The organism is Hylemonella gracilis str. Niagara R, assembly GCF_000600295.1.
In the GTDB taxonomy this organism is placed as follows: domain Bacteria; phylum Pseudomonadota; class Gammaproteobacteria; order Burkholderiales; family Burkholderiaceae_C; genus Hylemonella; species Hylemonella gracilis_A.
On record NZ_JEMG01000001.1, the window covers coordinates 638,724 to 652,798 of the forward strand.

The 14,075-nt window shown below is 67.2% G+C and carries 12 protein-coding genes and 3 tRNA genes; 12 read left to right on the top strand and 3 right to left on the bottom strand.

The window, feature by feature from the left end:
• Positions 1–23: 23 nt before the first annotated feature.
• Positions 24–752 carry a lipopolysaccharide transport periplasmic protein LptA gene (gene lptA, locus AZ34_RS02935; protein WP_051509486.1) on the bottom strand — a complete coding sequence of 243 codons (729 nt, stop codon included), beginning with the start codon at positions 750–752 and terminating at the stop codon, positions 24–26.
• A gap of 232 nt (positions 753–984) precedes the next feature.
• On the opposite strand from lptA, the gene gshB reads away from it, so the two are divergent.
• A complete protein-coding gene (gene gshB, locus AZ34_RS02940) occupies positions 985–1,947 on the top strand; it encodes a glutathione synthase (protein WP_035604630.1) in 963 nt (320 codons plus the stop codon).
• Positions 1,948–1,991: 44 nt separating this feature from the next.
• On the opposite strand, the gene thiL is transcribed toward gshB, so the two are convergent.
• Positions 1,992–3,029: a thiamine-phosphate kinase gene (gene thiL / locus AZ34_RS02945; RefSeq protein WP_035604631.1), complete on the bottom strand. Its 1,038-nt coding sequence runs from the start codon at positions 3,027–3,029 to the stop codon at positions 1,992–1,994.
• Between the two features lie 25 nt (positions 3,030–3,054).
• Positions 3,055–3,450, bottom strand: a complete 396-nt coding sequence (apaG, locus tag AZ34_RS02950) for a Co2+/Mg2+ efflux protein ApaG (protein ID WP_035604632.1) — start codon at positions 3,448–3,450, stop codon at positions 3,055–3,057.
• Positions 3,451–3,577: 127 nt separating this feature from the next.
• On the opposite strand from apaG, the gene rpe reads away from it, so the two are divergent.
• The 11 genes from rpe (at position 3,578) to AZ34_RS03005 (ending at position 13,972) form a co-directional block, all read left to right on the top strand.
• Entirely contained in the window at positions 3,578–4,252 is a 675-nt protein-coding gene (gene rpe / locus AZ34_RS02955) for a ribulose-phosphate 3-epimerase (protein ID WP_035604633.1), read from the top strand.
• Between the two features lie 236 nt (positions 4,253–4,488).
• The gene (locus AZ34_RS17505; protein ID WP_197026489.1) at positions 4,489–7,746 is read left to right on the top strand and encodes an EAL and GGDEF domain-containing protein; all 3,258 of its coding nucleotides are present in this window, start codon (positions 4,489–4,491) and stop codon (positions 7,744–7,746) included.
• A 258-nt stretch (positions 7,747–8,004) separates the two neighbouring features.
• Positions 8,005–9,513 (top strand): anthranilate synthase component I, encoded by a 1,509-nt coding sequence (gene trpE / locus AZ34_RS02965; protein ID WP_035604635.1) that lies wholly within the window; start codon positions 8,005–8,007, stop codon positions 9,511–9,513.
• Between the two features lie 14 nt (positions 9,514–9,527).
• Positions 9,528–10,103: an aminodeoxychorismate/anthranilate synthase component II gene (locus AZ34_RS02970; protein ID WP_035604636.1), complete on the top strand. Its 576-nt coding sequence runs from the start codon at positions 9,528–9,530 to the stop codon at positions 10,101–10,103.
• Positions 10,100–10,777: a LysE family translocator gene (locus AZ34_RS02975; RefSeq protein WP_035604637.1), complete on the top strand. Its 678-nt coding sequence runs from the start codon at positions 10,100–10,102 to the stop codon at positions 10,775–10,777. The genes AZ34_RS02970 and AZ34_RS02975 overlap by 4 nt, the downstream gene beginning before the upstream one ends.
• A gap of 33 nt (positions 10,778–10,810) precedes the next feature.
• Positions 10,811–11,839, top strand: coding sequence for an anthranilate phosphoribosyltransferase (trpD, locus tag AZ34_RS02980; RefSeq protein WP_035604638.1), 1,029 nt, complete (start codon positions 10,811–10,813; stop codon positions 11,837–11,839).
• Between the two features lie 20 nt (positions 11,840–11,859).
• The gene (gene trpC / locus AZ34_RS02985; protein WP_035604639.1) at positions 11,860–12,672 is read left to right on the top strand and encodes an indole-3-glycerol phosphate synthase TrpC; all 813 of its coding nucleotides are present in this window, start codon (positions 11,860–11,862) and stop codon (positions 12,670–12,672) included.
• Positions 12,673–12,694: 22 nt separating this feature from the next.
• Entirely contained in the window at positions 12,695–13,498 is an 804-nt protein-coding gene (locus AZ34_RS02990; protein ID WP_051509488.1) for a uracil-DNA glycosylase, read from the top strand.
• Positions 13,499–13,607: 109 nt separating this feature from the next.
• Positions 13,608–13,693 (top strand) — tRNA-Tyr (locus AZ34_RS02995).
• 68 nt (positions 13,694–13,761) lie between these two features.
• Positions 13,762–13,835 (top strand) — tRNA-Gly (locus AZ34_RS03000).
• 62 nt (positions 13,836–13,897) lie between these two features.
• Positions 13,898–13,972: transfer RNA gene (locus AZ34_RS03005), tRNA-Thr, on the top strand.
• Positions 13,973–14,075: the final 103 nt, after the last annotated feature.

Genomic DNA, 14,075 nt, shown 5'->3' on the forward strand with positions numbered 1-14,075 from the left:
TGCAGATGGCCGGAAGGGCGCGTTCAACGGGCGCCGCGCGCGGGCGTCGGCGCGAGTCGCGGGTCATTGCGCAGGTTCAACTCCGTGTTCCCGTTCGGGTCCGGTGCGGCGCCGGTCTGGGCGGGCTGCACGGCCGTGCGCGGGGACAGGGTGGCACGCACCCGGGTGTCGGTGTTGGGACGCGTGGGCACGGCGCCATTCGTCTTCGCGCCGTCGATGGTGAAGATGTCCCGCAGGTTGTCGTAGACGATGACCTGGCCGCTCATGTAGTCGGCCTCGGCGCCGCCACGCAGGCGGCGCAGGCGCGCGTCGCCCAGCAGCTTGAACACGTCGGCGCGGCCGTCGTACTCAATGGTGTTGCTTTCCGCCACCACAGTCTCGTTCATGCCTTCGCGCAATTGCGTGAGGCGGGCGCGTTCACCCAAGGCGGCGGTGATGTGACCGTACTGGTAACCCTGCGGGTCCTGGCGCACTTCGATGCGTTCCCCTTCGATCGTGATGCCGCCGCGCGTCAGCACGACGTTGCCGCTGAACACGCTGATTTGGCGCTGATCGTCGTAGCGCAGGGCATCGGCCTCGATGTGCATGGCCTGGGCGGCCGGTGCGGGTGTGGCCGGCGCCGTCGGCGCCGCTCCCGCTCTCGTCGCGGGGGTCTGGGCGTCCGCCGGCAGGCTGATGGCCATCAGAAGACCAATCCAGGCCAGGGCCAGCAGCAAGGCGAACAGCGTGAACGGGGAGTGGCGCAGAGGCATCTCGGGAGAGGAGGGGCGGTTTGCCGTTTTAAAACCTGGACAGGGCCACCGGGTGCGAGATCAGTGCGCTTGCGGGGCGGGAGGACCATTTTAAACACCACTTGAAAGCTGGCTCGGGTTTTGCTTTGCACCCAGCCCAATGGGTTGGGCCTGAAGCCATAGGAGGCCGGCGGTTGCGGCCTTTGCGGGCCGGCAATGCGGGCGATTTGCAATTCGTGCGAGACTTCCCGGCATGAAGCTTTTGTTCATCGCCGATCCGCTCGAATCCTTCAAGACCGCCAAGGACAGCACCTACGCCATGATGCGCGAGGCTGCCCGCCGGGGCCACCAACTGGCGGCCTGCGAACCCGGCCAACTGCGCTGGGCGTCCGATGGACGCGCTGGCGGTCCGGTGCGGGCGCGGGTGCGCGACATCACGCTGACCGGCGATCTCCATGCCTGGTTCCACGAGTCCGCCGTGCGCGACGTGGCCCTGCGTGACTTCGACGCCGTGCTGATGCGCAAGGACCCCCCCTTTGACAGCGAGTATTTCTACGCCACCCACCTGCTGGAACAGGCCGAGCGCGAGGGCGCGCGCGTGTTCAACAAGGCGCGCGCCTTGCGTGATCATCCCGAGAAACTGGCCATCCTCGAGTTCCCGCAATTCATCGCCCCCACGCTGGTCACGCGCGAGGCCCAGGCCGTGCGCGATTTCCATGCCCAGCACCGCGACATCATCCTCAAGCCCTTGGACGGCATGGGCGGCATGGGCATCTTCCGCGTCAAGGACGATGGTCTGAACCTGGGCAGCATCATCGAAACCTTGAACCTGGAGGGTGCGCAGACCCTGATGGTGCAGAAATTCATCCCTGCCATCGCACAGGGTGACAAGCGCATCCTCGTCATCGGTGGTGAACCCGTGCCCTACAGCCTGGCGCGCATTCCCCAGGGCGGGGAGGTGCGCGGCAACCTGGCGGCGGGCGGCAAGGGCGTGGCCCAGCCGTTGACGGCCCGGGATCGCGAGATCGCGACAGCCTTGGGGCCCATTCTGGCCGCGCGGGGACTGCTGCTCGTGGGCCTGGACGTGATCGGCGAGCAGTTGACCGAGATCAACGTGACCAGCCCAACCTGCTTTCAGGAAATCAGTGAGCAGAGCGGCTTTGACGTGGCCAGGCGCTTCATCGACGCGCTCGAAGCCATCCTCGCGGCGGGGTGAGAGCGCGCCTTGGCCGGCCTGTACATCGGCCGGCATTGAGGCGCTCACGCGAAGTGGTCGAAGGAGGCGAAGCGACCTGCGAGCCGCTGGCCCTGGGCGTCGACCACACGCAGTCCTTCCTGCGCTTCGATCTGGCCGATGCGGGTGACGGGCGTGTCGGCTGACACGGCCGCGGCCATCACGGCCGCGCGTTGGGTGGACGGCGCGGTGAACAGCAATTCATAGTCATCCCCGCCTGACAAGGCCAGGCTCAGGCGTTCAGGCGGCGTCAGTACCGTGCCGTTGAGGCGGTGCGTGGCGAGCAGCTCGCTCAGCACCGGGGCCAGCAGGCGCGCGCCGCAGCCCGATGCTTCCAGGATGTGCTGCAGGTCGCCGACCAGGCCGTCGCTCAGGTCCATGCAGGCGCTGGCGATGCCGCGCAGCGCCAGGCCCAGGGCCACGCGCGGCGAGGGGCGTTCCAGCCGGGCGCGGGCCAACTTCAGCACCTCGGGTGGCAGCTGCAACCAGCGCTGTGCACTGGGGCTGCGCTCGCCGCGCTGGGCCTTGAGAACCAGCAGCGCGAGCCGCGCGTCGCCCAGCGTGCCGCTGACCCAGATGTCATCGCCCGCCTTGGCGCCCGAGCGCAGCAGGGCCTGACTGCGGCCCTGCGCGGTGGGCACGGCACCGAAGACCGTGATGCAGATGTTGAGCGGGCCGCGCGTGGTGTCGCCACCCATCAGCGTGCAGCCTTGGGCGTCGGCCAGGGCGAACAGACCGTGGGTGAAGGCCTTGATCCAAGCCTCGCGCGTGACGTTGCTGTCCGGTAGCGCCAGCGCCAGCGTGAAGGCCAATGGCTGGGCACCGCAGGCGGCCAGGTCACTGAGGTTGACGGCCAGGGCCTTGTGGCCTAGCGCTTCGGGGTCGACGTCGGGGAAGAAATGCTGGCCCTCGACCAGCATGTCGCTGCTGATGGCCAGTTGCGCGCCGGGCGGCGTTTGCAGCAGGGCGCAATCGTCGCCGATGCCCAGCGCCACCGCTGGATGGACCGGCGCCGCCTGGCGTTGAAAGTAGCGAGCGATCAGTTCGAATTCGCCGAGGGCCATGGCCTGCCGTGTATTGGCGCGGGGTTCAGTGCAGGGTCCGCTGGCCGCCGCCCGTGCTCAGGGCGTCGAGCACGAAGAGCGGGATGTCCACGTCGAAGCGCTCGCCCTCCTCCGTCACGAAGAAGTAGCTGCCGTGCATGGTGCCGGTGGGCGTGCGCAGGCGAGCGCCGCTGGTGTATTCGAAACGCATGCCGGGTTTGAGCAAGGGTTGTTGGCCCACCACGCCCAGGCCGCGCACCTTCTCGGTGTGGCCATTGGCGTCGTTCACGTTCCAGCTGCGCGAAATGAGCTGTGCAGCCACGTCGCCCCGGTTGGTGATGGTGATCGTGTAGGCAAAGGCGTAGATGCCACGTGCCGGATCGGATTGCTCGGGCAGGTGGCGCGGCTGGGTTTCGATCAGGATGTCGGTGGGGGCGGACATGACGGGTGGCGTATGGTCTGGACACGGCCTGGGGCCGGCAAGCCGGCATCCTACCTGCGAAAATGCGATTTGGCTCCACCTGACCACGGCCCGCCTCCGGGCCCCCGCCCTCAGATCCTCTCCACCCATGCCCTACCGCATCGCCCCCTCCATCCTCTCGGCCGACTTCGCCCGCCTGGGCGAGGAACTCAAGAACGTCATCGCCGCCGGCGCGGACTGGATCCATTTCGACGTGATGGACAACCACTACGTGCCCAACCTGACCTTCGGCCCCATGATCTGCCAGGCGCTCAAGCCCCATGCGAAGCGCGCGGACGGCACGCCCGTGCCGCTGGACGTGCACATGATGGTGCAGCCGGTCGATGCCCTGGCGGCGGCCTTCGCCGAGGCCGGTGCGGACCTGATCAGCTTCCACCCCGATGCCTCCCCGCATGTGCACCGCAGCATCCAGGCCATCAAGGCCAAGGGCGTGAAGGCTGGCCTCACCTTCAACCCCGCCGCGCCGCTGGACGTGCTGGACTGGGTGATCGAGGACATCGACCTCATCCTGATCATGAGCGTCAACCCGGGCTTCGGCGGCCAGAGCTTCATCGACTCGGCGCTGCGCAAGATCGAGGCCGCGCGCAAGCGCATCGAGGCCTCGGGCAAGGACATCCGTCTGGAGGTGGACGGCGGCATCAAGGTCGACAACATCCGGCGCGTGGCCGATGCGGGCGCGGACACTTTCGTGGCCGGCAGCGCCATCTTCGGCAAACCGGACTACAAGGTCGTGGTGGATGCCATGCGCCGGGCCCTGGCTTAGCCGGAAAAGCACGGCCTAAGCCCGTCATCCAAGGGCTTTGGTCCTGGCCCCGTCCTGCTACGCTAGGAAAACCATAGGGGTATGTGGACATGGGGCGAAGGTGGTGGATGTGGCGCAGCGCCCAACGGCAAGCAGACAGGCGGACGGTCGCAGACGCGGACACCTGGGTCGCTGAGACTGCGCAAGAGGCGCCCAGCGGTTGGTTCGCTGAGGACGGCCAAGCCATCACCGCATCCATGGCGGATGCTTCCTCCGCCACGGCCGGTGGGCCGGCGCGCGCCGCGCCCCCGGCGAAACGCGCGCGTGGGTGGGGCGCGTCTTCGGCCTGGCGCCGCGCGCGCACCCACCATCGGGTGCGCATGGCGCTGTATTTCGTGCTCCTGGCCGTCGGGCTCGTGGCCTGGTTGCAAAGCCGCCAGCAGATGCGCCTGGAGCAGGTGCGGCAAGTGGATGCCGACATCATCCGCGCGACCACGCTGCAGGACATGCTCGCGCAGCGCTTGCGGCTGCAGCTCACGCGCTTGCAGGCGAGCCTGGACCCGCCCGAAGTCAGCATCCAGGCGCTGAGCGAGACGGTGCACCTCACCCAGACCCAGGCCGCGGCCTTGGACCAACTGCTGGCTGGACAGGCCGAGGTCGTGAATAGACCCGTCACCGATCCGGCCAATGCGCTGTGGCGAACCATCACGCGTTGGCAGGACCAGCGAGAGCGACTCTGGTACCGCACGCAGTTCCTGCTCTGGCAGGTCGATGCCGCAGACGCGGCGCGGCGCGACCGGGCCATCGCGCGGCTGCGGGTCGAGCTGGACGCCTTCACGGACACCTTGCAGCGTCTGGAGCTGGAGCTGCAAGACGCCGCCCGGCGCCACGCGGCCGAAACCGTGCGGGGCATACAGACCGCCTTTTTCGTCACCTTGCTGCTCCTCCTGCTTCTGCTGCTGGGCGTGGCCGAGCCGCTGGTGCGTTTCGTGGGCGCGCAGAACGACCGCCTGCGCCGACAGACGGAGCAGCGCCGCCAACTGGCGCTGGTGGCCGAGCGCACGGCCAACTGGGTGGCCATGCTTGATGGCGCGGGCCACGTACTCTGGTGCAACGACGCCTATCAGCGTGGCAAGGGCTTGCCGCGCGAGCAGGTGATCGGCGGCCAGGGCGTGTTGCTCGGCCAAGGCGAGGATGGCGAGGCCCGGGCCAATGCCGTGCTGGACGCCTTGAGTCAGGGCCAGCCGGTGCGCTCCGAGGTACTGCACCGCGCCGAGGACGGGCGTGAAACCTGGCTGGACGTGGATTACCAGCCCATCCGCGACGCCCTGGGCGAGCACTTGGGATGCACGGTGGTGGCCACCGACATCACCGAGGCCAAGAGCCAGCGCCTGCGCTTGCGCGCGCTGATTGACGCCGTGCCGGTGGGCGTGGTGCTGCAGGACCTGGACGGCAAGGTGCTGGATTGCAATGTGCTGGCCGCCGAGATGTTGGGGCTGCCGGTCGACGCTTTGGTGGGACGCGCGGGGCTGTCGGGCCACAACGTCTCCGCCGTGCGCGCCGACATGACGCCCTACCCGGAGGAAGACCGGCCCACCGTGCGCACATTGCGCACGGGTCAGCCGCTGCGCGCCGAGTCCATCGGCATCGTTCTGCCGGGTGCGCCCGTGCGCTGGCTGCTGACCAACACGCAGCCCCTGCGCGACGCGGCGGGGCGCATGACGGGCGTGGCCTCCAGCGTGATCGACGTGACCGAGCAACGTGACCAGCAGCAATTGCTCTCGATCGCGGTGGAAAGCGCGGCCCTGGGGGTCTGGCAATGGAACTTCGCCAGCGGGCGCCTGGAAGTGAACGAGCGCTTCTACGCGCTGCTCGGTTACGCCAGCGGCTCACTGGATCTGACGGCACAGACCCTGGTGGCGCTGATCCATCCGGAAGACCTGGACGCGATGTCGCGGGCCCTGCGTGCCAATCTGCGCGATTCGCGCCGCCCCATGCATGTGCAGATGCGCGTGCGCCACTCTGACGGCCGTTGGCGCTGGATGCTGTTTTCCGGCACGGTGGTGTCGCGTGACGGCCGGGGTCGCGCCGCGCGCATGGCGGGGGTGTGCTACGACGTCAGCGCGCAGAAGGAGCTGGAAGAGCAGTTGCGTCAGAGCGCGCGCATCGACAGCCTGACCCACCTACCCAACCGCGCCGAATTGCTGCGCCGCATCCGCGCCGCGCTGGAGCGCACCCGTCGGGAAACGGGCTACGGCTTCGCCGTGCTCTTCATGGATTTCGACCGCTTCAAGCAGGTCAATGACACCTTGGGCCATTCCGCCGGCGATGAGCTGCTGCGCCAGATCGCAGGGCGCTTGCAGGAAAGCCTGCGCGCGGGAGATGCCTTCGTCCAGGCCAGCGACATCGATGTGCTGACGGGCCAGCCCGCGCAGCAGCTTGCGGCGCGCATCGGTGGCGACGAGTTCGTGGTGTTGCTGGACAACATCCGCAGTGACCAGGACGCCCAGGTGGTCGCTTCGCGCCTGCTGATCACCCTCGCCGAACCCTACGAGATCGGTGGCCACCGCGTCAGCTCCACGGCCAGCATCGGCATCGTCACGCCCTCCCACATGGCCGACGATCCGGACAGCGTGCTGCGCGACGCCGACATCGCGATGTACGAGGCCAAGCGCCAGGGGCGCGGGCGCTACGAGCTTTTCGAGCCCTCGCTGCGCAAGCGCGTGCACGACGACGCGGAGCTGGAGAACGATCTGCGCCAGGCCTTGGCGCGCGACGAAATCCGCGTGGTCTACCAGCCCTTGATCGACCTGGCGACGGGACGGCTCGCGAGCGTGGAGGCGCTGGCGCGTTGGCATCATCCCAAGCGCGGTTTGATTTCCCCGCTGGCCTTCATCCCGGTGGCTGAAGGCTCGGGCCTGATCGGCCCGCTGGGTGAGCGCGTGCTGCGCACGGCCTGTCATGAGCTGGTGCGCCTGCGCCAGATGCTGGGCGAGCGCGCGCCGCAAATGGTGTCGGTCAACGTCTCGCGCGCGCAGCTGCGCCAGACCGACTTCGTCGCACGCTTGTCCGAGTTGCTCAGAAGCACGGGCATCGGCCCCGAAGCCCTGATGCTGGAAGTGACAGAGAGCCTGGCCGCGCAGGACGAGGGCGTTCAGAGCGTGCTGCGGGAGGTGAGTGCGCTGGGCGTGGCGTTGTCGCTGGACGATTTCGGAACGGGGTATTCCTCCCTGTCCTGCCTGCATGCCTTGCCCGTGAACCAGGTCAAGGTGGACCGTTCCTTCGTCGGCGAGGCATTGGACAGCAACTACCACCGCGTGATGATCGAGGCCACGATTCGCATGGCCAAGGCTCTGCACCTGCAGACCGTGGCCGAAGGCATCGAGACCCTGGAGCAGGCTGCGCTGATGCAGTACCTGGGCATCAACAAGGGGCAGGGCTACCTCTACAGCCATCCGCTGAACGCGGGGGAGTTGGAGGCCTGGGCTGTAGATCTGGCCGCGCGCGCGCGTTGAAGGCGTGGGCTGGCATCCGACCAAACCCCAGGGCGAGACGCGGGCCGAAGGTGCTATAAAGCGGGTCATGTTCATTCATCGCCTCATCAGCAAAGGTTGCAGCGACCGGGGAGCCTGGCCCTGGCGTCGGCCTGCACGCATGTCTTGCTGATGCGCGGCGCGCGCCGCGCGCTCCTGGGTTTCGCGACGCGAGGCCTGACCGAATGAACGCGTGACCCTCCCTGAGCGGGGAGGTCCGCACGAGCCGGAGGCTCTTCCTTGATCACCGAACTTGAATTCAAAAGCCTGGTGCAGGCTGGTTACAACCGCATTCCCCTCATCGCCGAGGCCTTCGCCGACCTCGAAACCCCGCTCTCGCTTTACCTCAAGCTGGCCCATGTGCAAGACGGCGGGCGCAACAGCTTCCTGTTGGAGTCCGTCGTCGGCGGCGAGCGCTTTGGGCGCTACAGCTTCATTGGTCTGCCCGCGCGTGTCTGGTTGCGCAGCAGCGGCTTTGGCGCGCAGGCCCGCACCGAGGTCGTGCGCGACGGTAACGTGGTCGAAACCGACCGCGGCAATCCGCTGGACTTCATCACGACCTACCAGCAGCGCTTCAAGGTCGCGTTGACGCCGGGCCTGCCACGCTTCTGTGGGGGGCTGGCCGGCTACTTCGGCTACGACGTCGTGCGCCACATTGAAAGGAAACTCGTGGCATCCTGCCCGCCCGACACCCTGGGCATGCCCGACATCCTGCTGCTGCAGTGCGAGGAACTGGCCGTCATCGACAACCTGTCGGGCAAGCTCTACCTCATCGTGTACGTGGACCCGGCCCAGCCCGAGGCCTACACGGCAGCCAGGCGTCGCCTGCGCGAACTGCGCGATCGCCTGCGCCAGCCGGCCAGTGCCCCGCCCATCACGGCGCTGGCGCCCAGTGCCCATCACCCGGCCGAGCGTGAATTCGCCAATGCCGACTATTTGAAGGCCGCCGAGCGTGCCAAGGAGCTGATCGCCGCCGGCGACTTCATGCAGGTGCAGGTGGGGCAGCGCATCAGCAAGAAGTTTGAGTCGCACCCGCTCTCGCTTTACCGCGCGTTGCGCACGCTCAATCCCTCTCCCTATATGTATTACTACGACTTCGGCGACAGCCAGGTCGTGGGCGCTTCGCCCGAAATCCTGGTGCGGCAGGAAAAGGTGGACGGGGGCCAGAAAATCACGATCCGTCCTTTGGCGGGCACGCGTCCGCGTGGCGCCACGCCCGAGGCGGACCTGGCCGCCGAGCAGGAGCTGGTCAGCGACCCCAAGGAGCGTGCCGAGCACGTGATGCTGATCGACCTGGCGCGCAACGACATCGGCCGCATCGCGCGCATCGGCAGCGTCAAGGTGACCGAGGCCTTCGCGGTGGAGCGTTACAGCCACGTGATGCACATCGTCAGCAATGTTGAAGGGCTGCTCAAGGAGGGCATGGGCAGCATGGACGTGCTCAAGGCCACCTTCCCGGCGGGCACGCTGACAGGCGCGCCCAAGGTCCACGCGATGGAACTGATCGACCAGTTGGAGCCGAGCAAGCGCGGCCTCTATGGCGGAGCCTGCGGCTACCTGAGCTACGCGGGTGACATGGACCTGGCCATCGCCATCCGCACCGGCGTGGTCAAGGGCGGGCGACTCTATGTCCAGGCCGCCGCAGGCGTGGTGGCCGATTCCGTGCCCGAGCTGGAGTGGAAGGAAACCGAGGCCAAGGCGCGTGCCTTGCTGCGTGCCGCCGAACTGGTCGAAGAAGGTTTGGAGTGAAAGGAAGCACCGCCATGAAACTCCTGATGATCGACAACTACGACAGCTTCACCTACAACCTCGTCCAGTACTTCGGTGAGCTGGGCGCCGAGGTCGAGGTGTTCCGCAACGACGAAATCACGGTGGATGGCGTCGCGCAGCGTCAGCCGGACCGGCTCGTGGTCTCGCCCGGACCCTGCTCGCCGGTGGAGGCGGGCATCTCGATCGCGGCCATCCAGCATTTCGCGGGCAAGCTGCCGATCCTGGGTGTGTGCCTGGGGCACCAGAGCATCGGCGCAGCCTTCGGCGGCAAGGTGGTCCGGGCGCGGCAACTGATGCACGGCAAGACCAGCGAGATCAGCACCACGCGGCAAGGCGTGTTCGCGGGCCTGCCGGAGAAATTCACCGTCAACCGCTACCACTCCCTGGCCGTGGAGCGCGCGAGCTGCCCGCCCGAGCTGGAGGTGACGGCCTGGACCGACGACGGTGAAATCATGGGCCTGCGCCACAAGTCGCTCGACGTGGAGGGCGTGCAGTTCCATCCCGAGTCCATCCTGACCGAGCACGGGCACGCCATGCTGAAGAACTTCCTGGAGCGGCCCAAGCCATGATCGCGCTCGATTTCACCTCTTTGGGCATCCTGCACCTGCCTCTGTTCCTGCTGGCCGGCCTGCTACTCAACCTCACGCCGGGGCCCGACGTGCTTTACATCGCGAGCAGCGCCCTGCGTCAAGGCGCGCGCGCTGGCGTGGTGGCGGGCCTGGGCATCACGACAGGCTGCTTCGTGCATGTCAGTGCCGCCGCCCTGGGCCTGGGCGCTCTGCTCGCGACCTCCGCCACGGCGTTCACCGTGCTCAAGTGGGTGGGCGCGGCCTACCTGTGCTGGACGGGCGTGAAACTCTTGCTGTCCCGGGCGCCTCAAGGTTCTGGGCTAGGTGACGAGTTCGGAATGGCCCGCGGCCAGGCACGGGTCTCCTTGCGCGCCGTGTACGCCGGCGGCTTTCTGACGAATGCGCTGAACCCCAAGGTGGCGATCTTTTTCCTCGCCTTTCTTCCCCAGTTCATCGTGCCCGAGTCCTCGCACAAGACCCTGGCCTTTCTGCTGCTGGGCTGCCTGTTCACCCTGGTCAGCATCCCCGTGAACTTCGGCTGGGCCTTGGCTGCGGCCTGGCTGGCCCGCCGGGCCTGGGTGCGCACCAGCATCCACTGGATTGATCGCGTGGCCGGCGCCATGTTCCTCGGCTTCGGTCTGCGCCTGGCGCTGTCCGACCGTCCCATACCTTAACTTTCCCGTCGGACGACGATGCAGGAACGGACCATGAACATTTCCCCCCACGAAGCCTTGCAGCGGGTCATCGAACACCGCGAGATTTTTCACGACGAGATGCTGCACATCATGCGGCTGATCATGAGCGGCGAGATGTCGCCGGTGATGATGGCGGCACTGACCACCGGCCTGCGCGTGAAGAAGGAGACCATCGGCGAGATCACCGCCGCCGCCCAGGTGATGCGAGAGTTTTCGACCAAGGTCGAGGTGGCCGATACCGCGCACCTCGTGGACATCGTGGGCACGGGTGGCGACGGCGCCCATACCTTCAACATCTCCACCTGCGCCATGTTCGTCGCGGCGGCGGCCGGGGCCAAGGTCAGCAAGCATGGCGGGCGCAGCGTGTCCAGCAAGAGCGGCAGCGCCGACGTGATGGAGGCGCTGGGTGTCAACATCCACCTCAAGCCCGAGGCCATCGCGCGCTGCATCGCCGAGACCGGCGTGGGCTTCATGTTCGCGCCCAACCACCATCCGGCCATGAAGAACGTCGCGCCGGTGCGCAAGGAACTGGGCGTCAAGACCATCTTCAACATCCTGGGGCCGCTGACCAACCCGGCGGGCGCGCCCAACATCCTGATGGGCGTGTTCCATCCCGATCTGGTGGGTATCCAGGTGCGTGCGCTGCAGCGCCTGGGGGCGAGGCATGCCTTGGTTGTGCATGGCAAGGACGGCTTGGACGAGATCAGCCTGGGCGCGGCGACCCTGGTCGGCGAGCTGAAGGACGGACAGATTCGCGAGTACGAAATCCATCCCGAGGACTTCGGCTTCCAGATGGCCAGCATGCGTCAGGTGCGGGTCGAGACCCCCGAAGCCTCGCGCGCCATGCTGCTCGGCGTGCTGGACGGCCAACCTGGCGTGGCGAGTGACCTGGTGGCCCTGAACGCCGGCGCGGCGCTGTATGCCGCCAATGTGGTGGCTTCGATGGCGGAGGGTGTGTTGAAGGCCCAGGCCGCCATCGCCAGCGGCGCGGCCAAGGTCAAGCTGGCGCAACTGGTGGCCGTGGCCAGCCGGCTGGCATGACGTGAGAAAGGCGAACCGGCATGAGTGACATCCTGGAAAAAATCGTCGCCGTCAAACGCGAGGAAATCGCGGCGGCAGTTCGCAAGACCTCGCTGGCGGCCGTGCGCGCCGACGCCGAAAGCCGCGTGCTCACGCGTGACTTCGTGGGCGCGCTGCGCGGCAAGATCGCGGCGGGCCAGGCGGCGGTGATCGCCGAAGTCAAGAAGGCCAGCCCGAGCAAGGGCGTGCTGCGCGCGGACTTCATTCCCGCGGACATCGCGCAGAGTTATGCCGAGGGTGATGCTGCCAAGGGCGGCAAGGTCTCCGCGGCCTGTCTCTCGGTGTTGACCGACCGCCAGTTCTTCCAAGGCCAGCCCGACTATCTGAAGCAGGCGCGGGCGTCCTGTGATCTGCCCGTGCTGCGCAAGGACTTCATGGTCGACTCCTATCAGATCTACGAGTCGCGGGCCATGGGCGCCGACTGCGTGCTGTTGATCGCGGCCTGCCTGGACGATGCGCAGATGCGGGACATGGAAAGCATCGCGCACACGCTGGGCATGGCCGTGCTGGTCGAGGTGCACGACGGCGCCGAGCTGGACCGGGCGCTCAAGCTCAAGACCCCGCTGATCGGCATCAATAACCGTAATCTGCGCACCTTCGAGGTGTCGCTGGAGACGACATTGGCCTTGCGAGAGCAGGTGCCGACCGACCGCTTGCTGGTGACGGAGTCGGGCATTCTGCAGCGCGCCGACGTGGCGCGCATGCGCGACGCGGGCGTGCACGCATTCCTGGTCGGCGAGGCTTTCATGCGCGCGCCCGAGCCGGGGCTGGCGCTGGCCGAGCTGTTTGCCTGACGGTGTTCGGGCGGAGGTCGGCATGCGCGATAGGGACGACCTGACGGCTGCGCACGGGCTGTTTGCGACCGAGCGACTGCGTCGCTGGGCGCCTGCGGACTGGCTCGTACCGCTGACGCCGGATTGGCGGACGCTGGCGGGCGCTTTTTTCGACAGCGAGGCCGGCCAGTCCCTGGCCGGTGCGCTGCGTGCGCGCCTGGAAGCTGGTGCCATCATCTACCCGCCCCAACCCTTGCGTGCGCTGGAACTCACCCCGCTGCAGGCGGTGCGCGTGCTCATCCTGGGCCAGGACCCTTATCACGGCCCGGGGCAAGCGGAAGGGCTCGCTTTTTCCGTCGCGCCCGGCGTCAAGTCGCCACCTTCGCTGCGCAACATCCACAAGGAATTAGCGCGGGACCCACAACTCGCGCCCTGGGCCTGGCCGCCCCATGGCTCTCTGCAGGGCTGGGCGCATCAGGGCGTGTTGCTGCTGAACACCTGCCTGACCGTGGAAGAGGGCCGGGCGGCCAGCCACGCGGGGCTGGGTTGGGAGGTGCTTACTCAACAGATCATCCACGCCGTGGCGGCGCAAGAACGCCCTGTGGTGTTCTTGCTGTGGGGCGCGCACGCGCAAAAGGCGCTGGCGCAGGCCCTCGCGCAAGTTCTCGCGCCAGGGAATGCTGGGCCAGCCCCCGATGCATCGGCGTGGCGCCATCAGGTGCTGACCGCCAACCACCCCTCGCCGCTGTCGGCTTTGCGCGGCCCCCAACCGTTCCTGGGGTGCGGGCATTTCAGCCAGGCCAATGCCTTCCTGCGCGCGCGGGGGAGGGGTGAAATTGCCTGGTGAACGAGGCCCGCAAGGAACAATCGGGTGAGAGGGCCTTCAGGCTTGGAGGCGGGCAGGATGTGATGGCTTCCAGTGTCAAAAAATCATGGCATAATCGCCGGCTCACCGTGGAGAGGTGGCCGAGTGGTTAATGGCAGCAGACTGTAAATCTGCCCTCTTACGAGTACGCTGGTTCGAATCCAGCCCTCTCCACCAGTGTTTGCGATGAACGGCAGAGTCGTTGTCGGTTTGCTTGCGTGATGCGTGGGTGCCGGCGGCGCGAGGCGGGAGTAGTTCAATGGTAGAACCCCAGCCTTCCAAGCTGATGACGCGGGTTCGATTCCCGTCTCCCGCTCCAGCGGTTCATGGGCAAGCGCGGGTGTGCTGGTGTGCAGGCCGGTCGGTGTTGAGCTGAATTCTGCCCATGTGGCTCAGTGGTAGAGCACTCCCTTGGTAAGGGAGAGGTCGCGGGTCCGATTCCCGCCATGGGCACCATCTACGGGTGCGCGGTTGGTGCTTGTTGTTCCGTCCGTCGCGTCTTGGTGTTTCGAGTCGTATTGCTTTTCCTTTTCTGGAGAATTGAAAGATGGCAAAAGAG

What these genes read in the sequence shown, in the direction of transcription:
- lptA (WP_051509486.1), bottom strand. Translation starts at nt 752, where the DNA reads ATGCCTCTGCGCCACTCCCCGTTCACGCTGTTCGCCTTGCTGCTGGCC.
- gshB (WP_035604630.1), top strand. Translation starts at nt 985, where the DNA reads ATGAAGCTTTTGTTCATCGCCGATCCGCTCGAATCCTTCAAGACCGCC.
- thiL (WP_035604631.1), bottom strand. Translation starts at nt 3,029, where the DNA reads ATGGCCCTCGGCGAATTCGAACTGATCGCTCGCTACTTTCAACGCCAG.
- apaG (WP_035604632.1), bottom strand. Translation starts at nt 3,450, where the DNA reads ATGTCCGCCCCCACCGACATCCTGATCGAAACCCAGCCGCGCCACCTG.
- rpe (WP_035604633.1), top strand. Translation starts at nt 3,578, where the DNA reads ATGCCCTACCGCATCGCCCCCTCCATCCTCTCGGCCGACTTCGCCCGC.
- AZ34_RS17505 (WP_197026489.1), top strand. Translation starts at nt 4,489, where the DNA reads ATGGCGGATGCTTCCTCCGCCACGGCCGGTGGGCCGGCGCGCGCCGCG.
- AZ34_RS02970 (WP_035604636.1), top strand. Translation starts at nt 9,528, where the DNA reads ATGAAACTCCTGATGATCGACAACTACGACAGCTTCACCTACAACCTC.
- AZ34_RS02975 (WP_035604637.1), top strand. Translation starts at nt 10,100, where the DNA reads ATGATCGCGCTCGATTTCACCTCTTTGGGCATCCTGCACCTGCCTCTG.
- trpD (WP_035604638.1), top strand. Translation starts at nt 10,811, where the DNA reads ATGAACATTTCCCCCCACGAAGCCTTGCAGCGGGTCATCGAACACCGC.
- trpC (WP_035604639.1), top strand. Translation starts at nt 11,860, where the DNA reads ATGAGTGACATCCTGGAAAAAATCGTCGCCGTCAAACGCGAGGAAATC.
- AZ34_RS02990 (WP_051509488.1), top strand. Translation starts at nt 12,695, where the DNA reads ATGCGCGATAGGGACGACCTGACGGCTGCGCACGGGCTGTTTGCGACC.